This window comes from Ensifer sp. Root31, from assembly GCF_001424825.1.
Classification (GTDB): Bacteria; Pseudomonadota; Alphaproteobacteria; order Rhizobiales; family Rhizobiaceae; genus Ensifer; species Ensifer canadensis.
Window position 1 is genome coordinate 49,275 of the sequence record NZ_LMCO01000066.1, and the last position, 14,828, is coordinate 64,102.

The window sequence follows — 14,828 nt, forward strand, 5'->3', positions numbered from 1 at the left end:
CATGCAAGGCAATTTCCAACGCGGCCTCCCTTGAGACTCGTTAGCGTAGAGCGTAAAGTCCCAATGTTCAACATTTGTTCCAGATATGCTCGACAGTGGTTCTCAAACTCCAGGCTTCTGCCGTGACTGCCTCAGGGAACAGACCGCGACGGCGCGACGCTGCCTTGCCTGCGGCAGCCCCCGTCTGTTGCGTCATGCCGAGCTCTACGACCTGACTCTAGCCCATATCGACTGTGATGCGTTTTACGCCTCCGTCGAGAAGCGGGACAATCCGGAGCTTGCCGACAAGCCAGTGATTATCGGCGGCGGCAAGCGCGGCGTCGTCTCGACGGCTTGTTACATCGCCCGCATTCACGGCGTGCGCTCGGCAATGCCGATGTTTAAGGCGCTTGAGGCCTGCCCGCAGGCGGTCGTGATCAAGCCCGAGATGGAAAAATACGTTCGCGTCGGCCGCGAGGTCCGCACGTTGATGCAGGAGCTGACACCGCTGGTGCAGCCGCTCTCCATCGATGAGGCCTTCCTGGAGCTCAGCGGCACCCAACGGCTGCACCACGATCCCCCCGCGCGCACCCTCGCCCGCTTTGCCCGCCGTGTCGAACAGGAGATCGGCATTACCGTCTCCGTCGGCCTTTCCTACTGCAAGTTCCTCGCCAAGGTTGCCTCCGATCTGCAGAAGCCTCGCGGCTTCTCGGTAATCGGCCAGGCCGAGGCGCTCGAATTCCTGAGAGAAAGGCCGGTGACCTTGATCTGGGGCGTCGGCAAGGCGTTCGCCGCCACGCTGGAGCGCGATGGCATTCGCACGATCGGTCAGCTTCAGACGATGGAGGAAGCCGACCTCATGCGCCGCTACGGCACCATGGGCCAGAGGCTCTACCGCCTGTCGCGCGGCCTCGACGAAAGAACGGTCGAGATCGACGGCGAGGCGAAAAGCGTATCGTCAGAGACGACATTCAACGACGATCTCGCCCGCTACGACGATCTCGTCACGCATCTGCGTCGGCTGAGCGAACAGGTCGCCCACCGCCTGCGTAAATCCGAACTCGCCGGCCAGACCGTCGTTTTGAAGCTGAAGACTGCCGACTTCAAGACCAGGACTCGCAACCGCCGCCTCGACAGTCCGACGCGGCTCGCAGACCGTATCTTCCGCACCGGGCTGCAGCTTCTGGAGAAGGAAGTTGACGGCACGAAGTACCGGCTGATCGGCATCGGAGTCAGCGATCTTTCCAGCCCCGATCTCGCAGATCCCCCCGATCTGGTCGATCCAGCCGCAACCCGTCGTGCCGCCGCCGAGGACGCCATCAACAAGCTGCGCGACAAGTTCGGCAAGGCCAGCGTCGAAACCGGCTACACCTTTGGCAGCCGCAAGCGCGATCACTAGTGCGTTATCGGCGGCGGCTTGACGTATCCTGCAAGGATAAAAACATGCAGCAATTCAAAGTGCTACAGCGACCTTTGCGCGTCTAATAAGACGCGCGGCGCTGTAGGTCGATCGGGACAAATTCTTTAAAGATTTCAGCGTAAGCTTGTCGGCCAGTTTACGTGTTGGGATGAGTGTATGGTATTGCGTTTCGCTCTCACGGCCAGCGTCGTCGTCTTCTTGTTTTCGCCTGCGGTCGGCTTTGCCGGCAGCAACGCACCGCTGCAGATCATCGTTTCGAAGAACCAGCAATCCCTCGTCGTCTATGACGGCGACGCGGTGATCGCAACGTCGGCAGTCTCTACCGGCAAGGCCGGCCATTCCACACCGACGGGCATCTTCTCGATCCTTGAAAAACGCCGTCACCACAAATCCAACATCTATTCGAATGCGCCGATGCCCTTCATGCAGCGACTGACCTGGTCAGGCATTGCGCTGCATGGCTCCAATCACGTGCCGGCCTATCCGGCTTCGCACGGTTGCGTGCGCCTGCCGAGCAAGTTTGCCGCCAGCCTCTTCAAGATGACGTCGCGCGGCGTGCATGTCCTGATAACCGATCGGCAGGTCAGCCCCACCGAAGTGTCGAGCGCCGTGCTCTTCCAGCGCAACCCGGCGCCCGGCGAGAACCCCGCACCGCTGTCGGATGTGCCCCTCCGCCCGGCGATCAGCCAGACCGAGACCATGCCGGTCGAAGTGGCGATGACCGAGGCATCGACCGCCAACTCAGTCATCAAAGCAGAAGACCGCGAGCCGATCCGCATGCTGATCACCCGACGCGGCGAGCGCGATATCAAGCGTGCAGTCCAGTCGGCGCTGAACCAACTCGGCTATGTCGCCGGCGTGCCGGACGGCCACATCGGCCCGGACACGACCGCCGCCATCAACGCGTTCCAGACTGCCGAGGGATCGACCGTCGATGGCAAGCTGACGCCGGAGCTGACTGAGGCGATCTTCAGGAAAGCGGGCCGCGACGTTCCCCCCAACGGGGTGATCCTTGTCCGCCAGGGTTTCAAGCCGATTTTCGAGGCAGGCGTCACGATCGACAAGCCGGAGCAGGCGCTCGGCACGCATTTCCTGCAATTTCAAGAGATTGACGAGGGAAAGAGCGAAGGCAAGTGGTACGGCGTACCGCTCGAAAACCATCTGCCGTCATCGGTGAAGAAGCGCCTCGGGATCGCCGCCGACGCCGACGCATCAGCCTTCAATGCCGTCCAGCGCACGCTCGGGCGCCTGACGGTCTCCGACGACGTCCGCGAACGGATCGGCGGCCTGCTTGCAGACGGTTCGTCGCTGTCGATTTCGGACATGGAGAGCGGGCTCGAAACCGGCGACGGGACCGATTTCATCACAATCACCCGCGCATCCCCGCGGGGCTGATGCCCTGCGCAGTCGATCCGATACTCAAAAGCTGCGCTGCAGCCGCGCCTGACGTTCCGTATCTTTATACGCCGCCGGCTCAAGCAATCATGCAGCGCGGTCAGACGAGTTCAACGTCGACCACACCCGGAGCCGAGCGAAGTGCTGCGGCAATCTCCGGCGAAATCCTGAACTTCTCGTTGAGTTCGACCTCGATCTCGCGCTGGCCGTTATCCTTGATGACGATGAAGGAAACGAGACCCTCGCCCCTCGCATTCAAATGGGCGGCGATCGACTTCAGTGGTCCTGAATCGCGCACATAAACGCGCAGCGCCTTCTGCATCTGCAGCGATTCTTCCTCGAGCGAGCGCAGGGTCTGGATGCGAAGGCCGATGCCTTCCGGCCGCTCCTCCGCCTGAACCGTCATCACCAGCGATTTGCCGGGCTCAAGCAGGTCGCGATACTGGTGCAGCATTTCCGAAAACAGCACGGCCTCGAACTGACCGGACGAATCCGAGAAAGCGATGATGCCCATCTTGTTGCCGGTTCGGGTCTTGCGCTCCTGTCTGGAGGTAACGGTGCCGGCGAGACGTCCCGCCGTTGCGCCCTTCTTCACCGCTCCGGCGAAATCGCCGAAGGTCTGGACGCGCATCTTGGCGAGCAGCGGGTTGTAGGTGTCGAGCGGATGGGCCGAGAGATAGAAGCCCAGCACCTGAAACTCGCGGTGCAGCTTTTCTGAGGCGAGCCACGGCGTGTAGGTGGGAAGCGAGATCCGTTCCGGTCCGGTCGCGGCCCCCGCACCGAACATATCGCTCTGTCCGCTCGTCTTGTTTTCCTGCGCGCGCTGGGCAAAGCCGAGGATGCGATCGAGACCGCCGACCAGCTCGGCACGGTCGTAACCGAAGCAATCGAAGGCGCCGGCCGCGATCAGGCTTTCGAACACACGCCGGTTGAGCAGCTTCGGGTCGATCCTCAGGCAGAAATCCTCAAGGCTCGCAAACTCGCGGTCGCCGCGAACGGCAACGATATGCTCGACTGCCGATTCGCCGACACCCTTGATGGCGGCCAATGAGTAGTAGATGCGCTTGTCGCCGGTCTGGAAATGCCGGAAGGAGGACTGGACCGACGGCGCAATCACCTGGATGCCGAGGCGCCCGGCATCCTGACGGAAGTCGTTGACCTTCTCCGTGTTGGCCATATCGAGCGTCATCGACGCCGCCAGGAACTCGACCGGATAGTGCGCCTTCATATAGGCCGTCTGATAGGAGACGATGGCGTAGGCGGCAGCGTGCGACTTGTTGAAGCCGTAGTTGGCGAACTTGGCGAGAAGATCGAAGATCAGATCGGCCTGCGGCTTCGATACCTCGTTCTTGACCGCGCCGTCGACGAAACGGGCGCGCTGCTTGTCCATTTCCTCCTTGATCTTCTTGCCCATGGCGCGACGCAGAAGGTCGGCTTCGCCGAGCGAATAGCCCGACAGGACCTGGGCGATCTGCATCACCTGCTCCTGGTAGACGATAACGCCCTGCGTTTCCTTGAGCAGATGGTCGATCTTCGGATGGATCGATTCGATCTCTTCTTCGCCGTGCTTGCGGGCGTTGTAGACCGGGATATTCTCCATCGGGCCCGGACGATAAAGCGCCACCAGCGCAATAATGTCCTCGATGCAGTCTGGCCGCATACCGATCAGCGCCTTGCGCATGCCGGCACTTTCCACCTGGAACACGCCGACCGTCTCGCCGCGCGACAGCATCTCGTAGGTCTTCTCGTCGTCGAGCGGAATGCTGGCGAGATCGACCTCGATGCCGCGCAGCTTGACGAAGTCGACGGCGACCTTCAGCACGGTCAGCGTTTTCAGGCCGAGGAAGTCGAATTTTACCAGGCCGGCCTGCTCGACCCATTTCATGTTGAACTGCGTCACCGGCATATCGGAACGCGGATCGCGATACATCGGCACGAGCTTTGACAGCGGCCGGTCGCCGATCACGATACCGGCTGCGTGGGTCGAGGCATGGCGATAGAGACCCTCGATCTTCTGCGCGATGTCGAGAAGACGGGCGACGACGGGTTCCTTTTCCGCCTCTTCCTGCAGGCGCGGTTCTTCCTCGATCGCCTTTGACAGCGGCGTCGGGTTGGCCGGATTGTTGGGCACGAGCTTGCAGATCTTGTCGACCTGGCCATAGGGCATCTCGAGCACGCGGCCGACGTCGCGCAGCGCCGCGCGCGCCTGAAGCGAACCGAAGGTGATGATCTGGGCCACCTGCTCGCGGCCGTATTTCGCCTGGACGTAGCGAATGACTTCTTCGCGCCGGTCCTGACAGAAGTCGATGTCGAAGTCGGGCATCGATACGCGTTCCGGATTGAGGAAGCGTTCGAACAGCAGTGAGAACCGCATCGGGTCGACATCGGTGATCGTCAGCGCATAGGCGACGAGCGAGCCCGCGCCCGAACCGCGTCCCGGGCCGACGGGGATGTCCTGCTGCTTGGCCCATTTGATGAAGTCGGCAACGATCAGGAAGTAGCCGGGGAACTTCATGCGCTCGATGACGCTGAGTTCGAACGCCAACCGCTCGCGGTACTCTTCCTCTGTATAGCCGGGCGCCATGCCGAGCTTGCGCAACCGATCGTCGAGCCCCTCTTCCGCCTGCCGGCGCAACTCGCTGGACTCGGCACGCTCGGCCTCCTCCGGATCGTCCGAGGCGCCGGTGAAGCGTGGCAGGATCGGCCCGCGCGTCTTCAGCATGAACGAGCAGCGCCGCGCGATCTCGATGGTATTTTCGAGCGCCTCGGGCAGGTCGGCAAAAAGTGCCGCCATTTCCTTCCGGCTCTTGAGATAATGATCCGGCGTCAACCGGAACCGACTGTCGTCGGAAACCATGGCGTTGTGAGCGACCGCCATCAGCGCGTCGTGCGCGTCATAGTCGGATGGCGAGGGAAAGAACGCCTCGTTGGTCGCAACCAGAGGCACATCGAACTTGTACGCCAGATCGATCATCCGGCTTTCATGTCGGCGGTCAAAGTTTCCGTGCCGTTGCAGCTCGATATAGAGCCGATCGCCGAAGAGATCCTTTAGGGCTTCCAGGCGTGCCTCGGCCAAGGCCGTCGAGCCGGATTTCACCGCCATGTCGATCGGGCCGCCGCCTGCGCCCGAAAGGGCGATCAGCCCGTCGGTGCCGGCCTCCACGAGCCACGACCGCGTGATCCTCGTGACCTGGCTGCCTTCGCCGCCGAGATAGGCGCGGCTTACCAGATCGACCAGTCGTGTGTAGCCGTCGTCCGTCGCGGCGATCAGGACGATGGCCGGCAGCTTGGCGAGCTGCTGGGCATGGCTGCGACGTTCGCCGTCACCGTCGTCTTCCATGTCGATCGACAACTGACAGCCGGTCAGCGGCTGCAGGCCGTCCTCGGCCGCCTTCTGGGAAAATTCAAGGGCTGCGAAAAGATTGTTGGTGTCGGCGATACCGATCGCCGGCTGAGCATCGGCCACAGCCTTGCCGATCACCTTCTTCAAAGGCAGTGCGCCTTCGAGCAGCGAAAAAGCCGAGTGAACACGCAAATGCACGAACTGCGGATCCGCAGTCGTCTGATCGTTCCGTTCCCCGCTGCCGTGATCCGCCATCTCTACATCCTGATTCCTGTCAGGGTGTCAGGATATCCCGTTTATCACCCGCCATGTCCAGTTTTGCATCGTGGGCCGGCGTTCTTTTCAACGGTGCTGGTGTCGGGGGTGCTGTGCCGGGATAATATCGAGCGACCCCGCATCGGGGTCGCGCAGCATCTTGAGTATGCCCAGGGATCAAAGTCCGAGAGCGATGAAGGCAACGCTGGCGACAAACAGGCCCATCGATGTGAAGGCGGCGAGGTCACGAACAAAATCAGTCATAACATGGCTCCTTTTCCGTTATGTATCCACTTTGTTCTTTTTTTGTTCTCTCGTCAATCGCTGTTGAGCACACCGCCCGCTTTCCACCGCGCATGGTTAACCGCATCAACAAAGAGCGTTTGAGGTAATTAACCGAAACCTTGAGCGCTCCGTCCATCGCGCCTATGACTGGACCAACCACACGGAGCACAACGACATGACTGCACGCCTGACCCTGCCTCTCGTTTTTCTGCTTCCTTCCCTCGCCCTTGCCGCCGAGGCGATTGATCCCGGCCGCATTGTCCCGGCCGCGACAGGCGACTGGGACAAGAATGGTGCTGGCGATCTGGCGCTGCTGGTGAAGCCCGATGACGGGACAGACGAGAACAATGCCGTCTATATCTATCTCGCCGGCGAAGACGGCCCGCTGGCGCTCAAGTCGGCCGTTCCGAACAAGGTCTGGGGGCAATACGGCATGGCCGGCCAGGCACCGTCCGTCACGGCGCTTCCGAATGGTTCGCTGGTGATTACCACCCACAACGATTCGGTCGGGCGTGACCGTTGGGAACAGAAGCTGACGATCGCCTATCGCAATTTCGACTTTGTCGTCGGCGGCTACACCTACTCGTCCTATGACACGCTCAATCTCGACAATACCTCGCACTGCAACCTGAATGTGCTGACGGGCAAGGGCAAATCGAACGACAAGCCCGTCAGCGCCAAAGGCGAGCTTGTGCTTCTCGATGACTGGAACGACGACCGCGGCCAGCACGCCTGCGGCATCTAATCGAGCTATTTGTTCCCTTTTTGTTCTTTACATCGACGGAATGTCGCGGCATGCTGCCAGGGAACAAACAAGGTGTTCTCATGGCCAGCATCGAGCAGCTCAAAGACTTCATCGTGGAAGCCAAATCGAAGACATATGTCGGTGGCGGGATAACAAGCCCGCCATCGCGCGCGGGCTCGCGCGATATCGGCTACCAACGCGACCGGTGGCGGTATCTCGACAGTTACTTCGGTGGGACCGATTTCGCAGGACAGGAAACCGTCTGGTTCGAGGACGACACCCGCTGGGCCATGAATTATTTCGGCCGCGTCATCCGGCCCGATCTGATCGATGCGGAACGCGCCGGCATCGTCATCAAAGCCGCGCTCGATACCATGTATCGCGAGAAGCGGCACTTTCTCGGTGGAATGGAATATCGCCACGCCTACGGCTACTACATCGACAACAGCCGCGGCGACACCGGGCACTTTTCCGGACGTGAAGTCATCTTTGTCGACGGCGACGAAGCCTACGAACTCGACTATCGAGGTGGCCTCATCGTGCCTTAAACTAAAGGTTTCGCATCACATTGATATCGCGCGCTCCATTGGAAACGGGCTTTGACGCGAGCGTTATTTCAGCTCGACGACCTTGCCGTCCTCGATCGTCACCCGCCGGTCCATAAGCGATGCCAGCTCGTGATTGTGCGTGGCGATCAGGGCTGCAAGACCGGACTGGCGAGCCAATGCTTCGAGCGCTTCGAAGACGTATCCCGCAGTTTCCGGATCGAGATTGCCGGTCGGCTCATCGGCCAGCAATACCAAGGGAGCATTGGCAACGGCGCGGGCGATCGCCACGCGCTGCTGTTCGCCGCCTGAAAGCTCCGACGGGCGGTGATCGGCGCGGTGGCCGATACGCATGTAGTCGAGCAGCGCCCGCGCACGCTCGGCGGCCTCAGCCTTGCCAAGGCCGGCGATCAGCTGCGGCATCATGATGTTTTCGAGAGCGGTGAACTCCGGAAGCAGATGATGGAACTGGTAGACGAAACCGATCTCGTTGCGACGGATAGCGGTGCGCCTGTCGTCGTTGAGACCGTCGCAGGTCACGCCGTTGACCACGACCTTTCCGCCATCCGGCCGCTCCAGCAGGCCCGCAACATGCAGAAGCGTCGACTTGCCAGTGCCTGACGGCGCCACAAGCGCAACGGTCTCGCCGCTTTTCAGCGTGAAGTCCGCGCCCTTGAGGATCGAGAGGAAGGTGTCCCCCTGCCCGTAATTACGCTCGATGCCCGAAAGCTGCAGTGCCACGCGCGCATTCATTCAGATGATGTCCTTGTCATTCGTACCGCAGGGCCTGCACGGGATCGAGGCGCGAGGCGCGCCATGCCGGAAAGATCGTGGCAAGGAACGACAGGCTGAGGGCCATGACGACGACGAGGATCGTCTCGTCGGCGTTCATATCTGCCGGCAACTGGCTGAGGAAATAGAGCTCGGGGCTGAACAGCGTCGTGCCTGAAATCCAGGAGAAGAATTGGCGAATGGACTCAATGTTCAGGCAGACGACGACACCGAGCAGCACGCCGGCAACGGTTCCCGCCGCACCGATGGCAGCTCCAGTCATGAAGAAGATGCGCATGACGGAGCCGGAGGTCGCGCCCATCGTGCGAAGGATGGCGATGTCGCTCCCCTTGTCCTTCACCAGCATGATCAGTCCGGAAATGATGTTCAGCGCCGCGACCAGAACGATCAACGTCAGGATCATGAACATCACATTACGCTCGACCTCGAGCGCCGAGAAGAACGTCTTGTTGCGGTCGCGCCAATCGGTGATGAAGATCTGCCGCTCGGCAGCGTCCTCGACCGGCTTGCGCAAATCGTCGACCATATCGGGGTGCTCGACGAAGATCTCGATCTGCTGGGCCAAGCCTTCGGCATTGAAGAACAGCTGCGATTCCTCAAGCGGCATGAAGATGATCGACGCATCATATTCCGACATACCGATCTCGAAGATTGCCGAGACCGTATAGGCCTTGACCCGCGGGTTCATGCCCATCGGCGTGACGTCGCCGTTCGGCGATGTCAGCGTGATCGTGCCGCCCACCTGAATGCCGAGCTGCTCAGCCATACGTGAACCGATCGCCACGCCGGTGCCGGCGGCGAAGCCGACGAGATCGCCGGATTGAATATGGTCGGAGACCGACTTCATCTTGCTGAGGTCATCGGCGCGGATGCCGCGCACGAGCGCACCGGTCGAAGAATCGCCGACGCCCTGGGCCAGAACCTGGCCTTCGACCAGCGGGATCGCCATCGTCACACCCTTCACACCGGAAAAGCGGGTGGCGAGGTCGGGGTAATTGTTGAGCGGACCGTCGATCGGTTGCACGATCATGTGGCCATTGATGCCGAGGATGCGCGAGATGAGCTCGGTGCGAAAACCGTTCATCACCGCCATGACGATGATCAGCGTCGCGACGCCGAGCATGATGCCGATGAAGGAGAAGCCGGCGATCACCGAAATGAAGGCTTCCTTGCGCCGCGAACGCAGATAGCGCCAGGCGACCATGCGCTCAAAGGCGGAAAAAGGGCGGCTGGCGGACTTTGCAGACTGGCCAGCGGCCTGCACCTGATCTTCCGTCACGGCGGTCATCCTGCCTCCCCTTGCCTCACTTACTTCGTCGCGATCAGCTTGTTGAGGGCTGCCTCGACAGTCATGGTCTCGCGCTCACCGGTCTTGCGATCCTTGAGCTCGACTTCGCCGTTGGCGATAGAACGCGGTCCGACGATGATCTGGACAGGTACGCCGATAAGATCGGCAGAGGCGAACTTCGCGCCGGCGCGGTCGTCCGTATCGTCGAGCAGCGCATCGAATCCTGCGGCGCCGAGCTTCGAATAGAGCGTCTCGCAGGCTGCGTCGCAAGCGGCATCGCCCGCTTTCATGTTGATGATCACACCATCGAACGGCGAGATCGACTTCGGCCAGATGATGCCGTTGTCGTCATGCGACGCCTCGATGATCGCCGGAACCAGCCGTGTCGGGCCGATGCCGTAGGAGCCCATATGGACCGCGTGTTCCTTGCCATCCGGACCGAGAACCTTCGCGCCCATCGCCTCGGAATACTTGGTGCCGAAGTAGAAGATATGGCCGACTTCGATGCCGCGTGCCGACAGGCGATCGCCTTCGGCGACTTCGTTGAACGCCGCTTCGTCGTGCATTTCGGACGTGGCCGCGTAGCGCGAGGTCCACTTGTCGAAGATCGTCTTCAGACCAGCGACATCATCGAAATTGGTGTCTTCGCCGGGAATATCGAAGCCGAGGAAGTCCTTGTGGCAGAACACTTCGGATTCACCGGTTTCGGCGAGAATGATGAATTCATGGCTGAGATTGCCGCCAATCGGTCCGGTGTCGGCACGCATCGGAATGGCACGCAGCCCCATGCGCGAGAAGGTGCGCAGGTAAGCGGCGAACATCTTGTTATAGGCGTGCTCGGCACCTTCGCGGTCGAGATCGAAGGAATAGGCATCCTTCATCAGGAACTCGCGCGAGCGCATGGTGCCGAAGCGCGGACGGATCTCGTCGCGGAACTTCAGCTGGATATGGTAGAGATTGAGCGGCAGATTGCGGTAGGACTTCACGTAGGAACGGAAGACATCCGTGATCATTTCCTCATTGGTCGGACCATAGAGCATCGGCCGATCCTGGCGGTCCTTGATGCGCAGCATTTCCTTGCCATAGGCGTCATAACGGCCGCTCTCCTGCCAAAGCTCGGCGGACTGCAGCGTCGGCATCAAAAGCTCATTCGCGCCGGTGCGGTTCTGCTCTTCGCGAACGATCGCATTGACCTTGTCGAGAACCCGCTTTCCGAACGGCAGCCAGGTATAGATCCCCGAGGACTGCTGCCGGATCATGCCCGTCCGGAGCATAAGACGGTGGGAAACGATTTCCGCTTCCTTCGGATTTTCCTTCAAGATGGGCATGAAAAAGCGGGACAGGCGCATGACGGGTTCCAGAACTTGATGAACGTCGCACTATCGACGGATTCGGGCGAAATGACGTTGAGCTCAGGTACGCCGGTCTCGCCGAAAACAGGCAAAGGCGACCATTGCTTCTTGGGGTCGGCTCTCAAATTTCCGTCACCGACAAGTCGGCAGGAACCTTTCCGAGCCCTGCGTTCATAGCCGCTTCGCGCCCGGATGAAAACCCTGCTTGCAGAAGGAACCACACAGAGTGGATCGAGAGATTCGAAGGAGAACCGACAAGCCAAAAGCTGCGTCAAAAGAGCACGGTAGTAACAGTATTGCGACGATGCTTGTCAACGGAGAAATTTTATCCAACTGTAGCAAAAATGCAAAAAAATAAGGTGACATCGCCCAATGTTTGGGCTAATTTCGGCTCACAAAACAGGCATGAAGTCTAAATTCTTGCCTACTTTCGCGGTCAAGTCTTGGGAGGATAAGATCTTAGGCGCGCTTCGTCGCTGCCGCCGGAAACGGATTAAAGATCACGCGATACTTGAAAAACAAGGCTTTTAGCCTTGTTTTTTTTTGCCTTTCGCCAAGCGAACCCTCATCGGAGCACCCGGGCTTTCTTGAACTATGTCAATTTCGGGGCGGTCAATCGTAGGATTGCCCGGGTTTCGCGCAGAGAGGCACCCGAGAGAACTCTACGGGCCTGTGCAGCGGTAAATCGATAATACTTAACTGGGGATTGTGAGGAAGCGGACACGATCACTCGATATCCCTAGACGCCGAGCGCCCACATGCTTGCCGATGCTTGGCTCAATAGAACTTCGGATAGAAGCGCGGAATGCTGTCGATGCCGTAGCCGAGCCGCACCGACACAATGTACCAGGCAAGCTGGATGACCGCCGCGATTGCAGTTGTCAGCAGGATGACCCGTTTGGCACGGAACCGCGCCGGCGCGCTTTCGACAGTGCCGGGCACCACCTCGTTTTCCTCCGCCTGCGTGCGCACGCCAAGCGGCAGCACTGCAAACAGCGTCAGCCACCAGATAATGAAGTAGATGGCAAAGGTTGAAAAAAGCGGCATTTCCGGCTCCTGATGAAGACCTGTCCCGAACTGGCTACTGGCCCTCAACGGAACGATCCTCGCGATATTCTACTGCATAATTCCTTAAATCGGCATCGATTTAAGGAGAAAATTATGCAGCAAGTTTAAAGTGTTACAGCGCCGCGCGTCAAGCTTGACGCGCGGCGCTGTAGCCCGCTTATAACGCCACCGGCGCGATCACACAAACCGGCATCGCGCGGTCAACTGTCACACCTGTTCAAGCTCGATCAACGTGCCTTGAAAATCCTTCGGGTGCAGAAAAAGCACCGGCTTGCCGTGAGCGCCGATCTTCGGCTCGCCGTCACCGAGAACCCGCGCGCCGGACGCCTTCAGCGTGTCACGGGCAGCAATGATGTCCTCGACCTCGTAGCAAATGTGATGCATGCCGCCGGACGGGTTCTTGGCGAGAAACGCCGCAATCGGCGAGGCATCGCCGAGCGGCTCCAGCAGTTCGACCTTGGTGTTGGGAAGCGCGACGAAAACGACGGTGACACCGTGCTCGGGCAAGGCTTGCGGCTCGGTCACCGAAGCGCCGAGCGTCACTCGGTAGCCCTCAGCAGCGGATGCCAGATCCGGCACGGCGATTGCCACATGGTTTACACGTCCAAGCATCGCGATCCTCCAACCTTCGGGCTGTTTTCAAGCCCCCGGACGTCTACAGCGCCGGGAGCCTGAAGGAAATCAGACTTTGGTGACGAACACGGTCACCACGGGCTTCTTGCCCCAGATCTGGTTGACGGTGCTACGCACGGCGCGGCGCACCGCCTCCTGCAGCATGGCCAGATCCTTGCGCTTGGCACGCGGGATGCTTTCGACAGCACCGAGCACGGCGTCATAGAGCGTGTCTTCCATGTCCTCGCCCTCGTCGTCGAACTCGGGCAAGCCGATGGCAACGAGGTCAGGATCACCGAGGAAATCGTAGCGGTTGTCGAGCACGACGTTGACTGAGACATGTCCGGCAAAGGAGAGCTTGCGCCGCTCACCGATGCCCATTTCCTCGAAATCACCGATCAGCGAGCCATCCTTGTAGATCCGGCCATGCGGCGCAGTGTCGATGACTTCGGCCGGACCTGGCGCCAGCCGCAGCATATCGCCGTTGCGAAGCCGCGGAACGCTGGCGATACCCGACTGCAGGCCAAGTTCGGCATGCGCCGTCAGGTGTGCGGCCTCACCATGCACCGGCACGAGGATCTGCGGACGGACCCACTGGTACATCTGCTGCAGCTCGCTGCGACGCGGGTGGCCCGACACATGCACCAGCGCTTCACTGTCGGTGATGATGTGAATGCCCTGCTCGATCAGGCCGTTCTTGATGTCGTTGATCGCCTTCTCGTTACCGGGAATGGTACGCGACGAAAACACGACCGTATCGCCGGCGGAAAAGGCGACGTTGCGCATCTCGTCGCGGGCGATCTTGGCAAGTGCGGCACGGGGTTCGCCCTGGCTACCGGTCAGGATCACCACGACCTTGTCGCGCGGCACATAGCCGAACTCGTCTTCGGCGAGGAAAGGCTTGATGCCTTCCATCAGGCCGAGATCGCGGGCGACGGCGACGACGCGCTTCATCGAGCTGCCGAGAAGCAACACCTCGCGGCCCGCCTCTTCCGCAGCTTCCGCAATCGAACGGATGCGCCCGACATTGGAAGAGAAGGTGGTGATCGCCACACGTCCTTCAGACTTGGAGATGATCTGCGTCAGGCTTGCCGAAACCTCCTGCTCGGACGGCGAGACCCCGTCACGAAGCGCATTGGTCGAATCGCAGACCAGCGCCAGCACGCCCTCGTCACCGATCTTGCGGAAGCGCTGCTCGTCGGTCAGGGGCCCGAGCGACGGCTGAAGATCGATCTTCCAGTCGCCGGTGTGAACGATCGCGCCAAGCGGCGTGCGGATGATCAGCGACATCGGCTCGGGGATCGAGTGGTTGACGCCGACCGCTTCGATTTCGAACGGGCCAACATTGATGCGGTCGCCCTGCTTGAAGATCGTTATCGGGATTTCGCCGCGGCTCCTTTCGAAGTCGCGTTTCGCCTCAAGCATGCCCGCGGTAAACGGCGAGGCATAGACCGGTACGTTCAACCCCGGCCAAAGATCGTTGAGACCACCATAGTGATCCTCGTGGGCATGGGTGATGATGATGCCCTTGAGATTGCGGCGTTCTTCCGCCAGGAAACTGATATCGGCCAGAACCAGATCCACTCCCGGCAGCTCCGGCCCCGGGAAGGTGACGCCGCAATCGACCATTATCCACTGTCGATGACCGGGTTTGCCATAGCCATAGAGGCCGAGGTTCATCCCGATTTCACCGACGCCGCCGAGCGGCAAGAACACCAGTTCTTCTTCTTGCGCCATGTTTTTGATGCG

The 14,828-nt window shown here is 60.5% G+C and carries 12 protein-coding genes; 5 read left to right on the plus strand and 7 right to left on the minus strand.

Going from position 1 to position 14,828, the window contains the following annotated elements:
• Window positions 1–85 precede the first annotated feature (85 nt).
• Together ASD00_RS34550 and ASD00_RS34555 are read left to right on the plus strand one after the other, a co-directional pair.
• Entirely contained in the window at window positions 86–1,378 is a 1,293-nt protein-coding gene (locus ASD00_RS34550) for a DNA polymerase IV (protein WP_057211418.1), read from the plus strand.
• Window positions 1,379–1,561: 183 nt separating this feature from the next.
• Window positions 1,562–2,794 (plus strand): L,D-transpeptidase family protein, encoded by a 1,233-nt coding sequence (locus ASD00_RS34555; RefSeq protein WP_057211517.1) that lies wholly within the window; start codon window positions 1,562–1,564, stop codon window positions 2,792–2,794.
• Between the two features lie 100 nt (window positions 2,795–2,894).
• Here the strand turns inward: ASD00_RS34555 and dnaE are convergent, their stop codons facing one another.
• Window positions 2,895–6,392, minus strand: a complete 3,498-nt coding sequence (gene dnaE, locus ASD00_RS34560) for a DNA polymerase III subunit alpha (RefSeq protein ID WP_057211420.1) — start codon at window positions 6,390–6,392, stop codon at window positions 2,895–2,897.
• Between dnaE and ASD00_RS40830 the strand changes: the two genes are divergently transcribed.
• From ASD00_RS40830 to ASD00_RS34570, 3 genes are all read left to right on the plus strand, one after another.
• Window positions 6,318–6,779, plus strand: coding sequence for a hypothetical protein (locus tag ASD00_RS40830; protein WP_162174733.1), 462 nt, complete (start codon window positions 6,318–6,320; stop codon window positions 6,777–6,779). The genes dnaE and ASD00_RS40830 overlap by 75 nt on opposite strands.
• 73 nt (window positions 6,780–6,852) lie before the next feature.
• A complete protein-coding gene (locus ASD00_RS34565; RefSeq protein ID WP_057211421.1) occupies window positions 6,853–7,422 on the plus strand; it encodes a hypothetical protein in 570 nt (189 codons plus the stop codon).
• A gap of 80 nt (window positions 7,423–7,502) precedes the next feature.
• On the plus strand, window positions 7,503–7,970 hold the full coding sequence (locus tag ASD00_RS34570) for a DUF5680 domain-containing protein (RefSeq protein ID WP_025426603.1): 468 nt from the start codon (window positions 7,503–7,505) through the stop codon (window positions 7,968–7,970).
• 63 nt (window positions 7,971–8,033) lie between these two features.
• On the opposite strand, the gene ASD00_RS34575 is transcribed toward ASD00_RS34570, so the two are convergent.
• The 6 genes from ASD00_RS34575 to ASD00_RS34600 all read right to left on the minus strand — a co-directional run bounded on the left by ASD00_RS34575 (window position 8,034) and on the right by ASD00_RS34600 (window position 14,816).
• A complete protein-coding gene (locus tag ASD00_RS34575; protein WP_025426602.1) occupies window positions 8,034–8,720 on the minus strand; it encodes an ABC transporter ATP-binding protein in 687 nt (228 codons plus the stop codon).
• A gap of 16 nt (window positions 8,721–8,736) precedes the next feature.
• Window positions 8,737–10,047 (minus strand): lipoprotein-releasing ABC transporter permease subunit, encoded by a 1,311-nt coding sequence (locus tag ASD00_RS34580; RefSeq protein ID WP_025426601.1) that lies wholly within the window; start codon window positions 10,045–10,047, stop codon window positions 8,737–8,739.
• Window positions 10,048–10,067: 20 nt separating this feature from the next.
• Window positions 10,068–11,396 carry a proline--tRNA ligase gene (proS, locus tag ASD00_RS34585; protein ID WP_025426600.1) on the minus strand — a complete coding sequence of 443 codons (1,329 nt, stop codon included), beginning with the start codon at window positions 11,394–11,396 and terminating at the stop codon, window positions 10,068–10,070.
• Between the two features lie 780 nt (window positions 11,397–12,176).
• A complete protein-coding gene (locus ASD00_RS34590; protein ID WP_025426599.1) occupies window positions 12,177–12,446 on the minus strand; it encodes a DUF1467 family protein in 270 nt (89 codons plus the stop codon).
• A gap of 228 nt (window positions 12,447–12,674) precedes the next feature.
• Window positions 12,675–13,079: a methylmalonyl-CoA epimerase gene (gene mce, locus ASD00_RS34595; protein ID WP_025426598.1), complete on the minus strand. Its 405-nt coding sequence runs from the start codon at window positions 13,077–13,079 to the stop codon at window positions 12,675–12,677.
• A gap of 69 nt (window positions 13,080–13,148) precedes the next feature.
• Entirely contained in the window at window positions 13,149–14,816 is a 1,668-nt protein-coding gene (locus tag ASD00_RS34600; protein ID WP_025426597.1) for a ribonuclease J, read from the minus strand.
• Between the last annotated feature and the right edge of the window lie 12 nt (window positions 14,817–14,828).

Bases quoted from the DNA above. Each gene is read 5' to 3' on its own strand.
- ASD00_RS34565 (WP_057211421.1), top strand. From the start codon at position 6,853: ATGACTGCACGCCTGACCCTGCCTCTCGTTTTTCTGCTTCCTTCCCTC.
- ASD00_RS34590 (WP_025426599.1), bottom strand. From the start codon at position 12,446: ATGCCGCTTTTTTCAACCTTTGCCATCTACTTCATTATCTGGTGGCTG.
- ASD00_RS34580 (WP_025426601.1), bottom strand. From the start codon at position 10,047: ATGACCGCCGTGACGGAAGATCAGGTGCAGGCCGCTGGCCAGTCTGCA.
- ASD00_RS34600 (WP_025426597.1), bottom strand. From the start codon at position 14,816: ATGGCGCAAGAAGAAGAACTGGTGTTCTTGCCGCTCGGCGGCGTCGGT.
- ASD00_RS34570 (WP_025426603.1), top strand. From the start codon at position 7,503: ATGGCCAGCATCGAGCAGCTCAAAGACTTCATCGTGGAAGCCAAATCG.
- dnaE (WP_057211420.1), bottom strand. From the start codon at position 6,392: ATGGCGGATCACGGCAGCGGGGAACGGAACGATCAGACGACTGCGGAT.
- ASD00_RS34575 (WP_025426602.1), bottom strand. From the start codon at position 8,720: ATGAATGCGCGCGTGGCACTGCAGCTTTCGGGCATCGAGCGTAATTAC.
- ASD00_RS34550 (WP_057211418.1), top strand. From the start codon at position 86: ATGCTCGACAGTGGTTCTCAAACTCCAGGCTTCTGCCGTGACTGCCTC.
- mce (WP_025426598.1), bottom strand. From the start codon at position 13,079: ATGCTTGGACGTGTAAACCATGTGGCAATCGCCGTGCCGGATCTGGCA.
- proS (WP_025426600.1), bottom strand. From the start codon at position 11,396: ATGCGCCTGTCCCGCTTTTTCATGCCCATCTTGAAGGAAAATCCGAAG.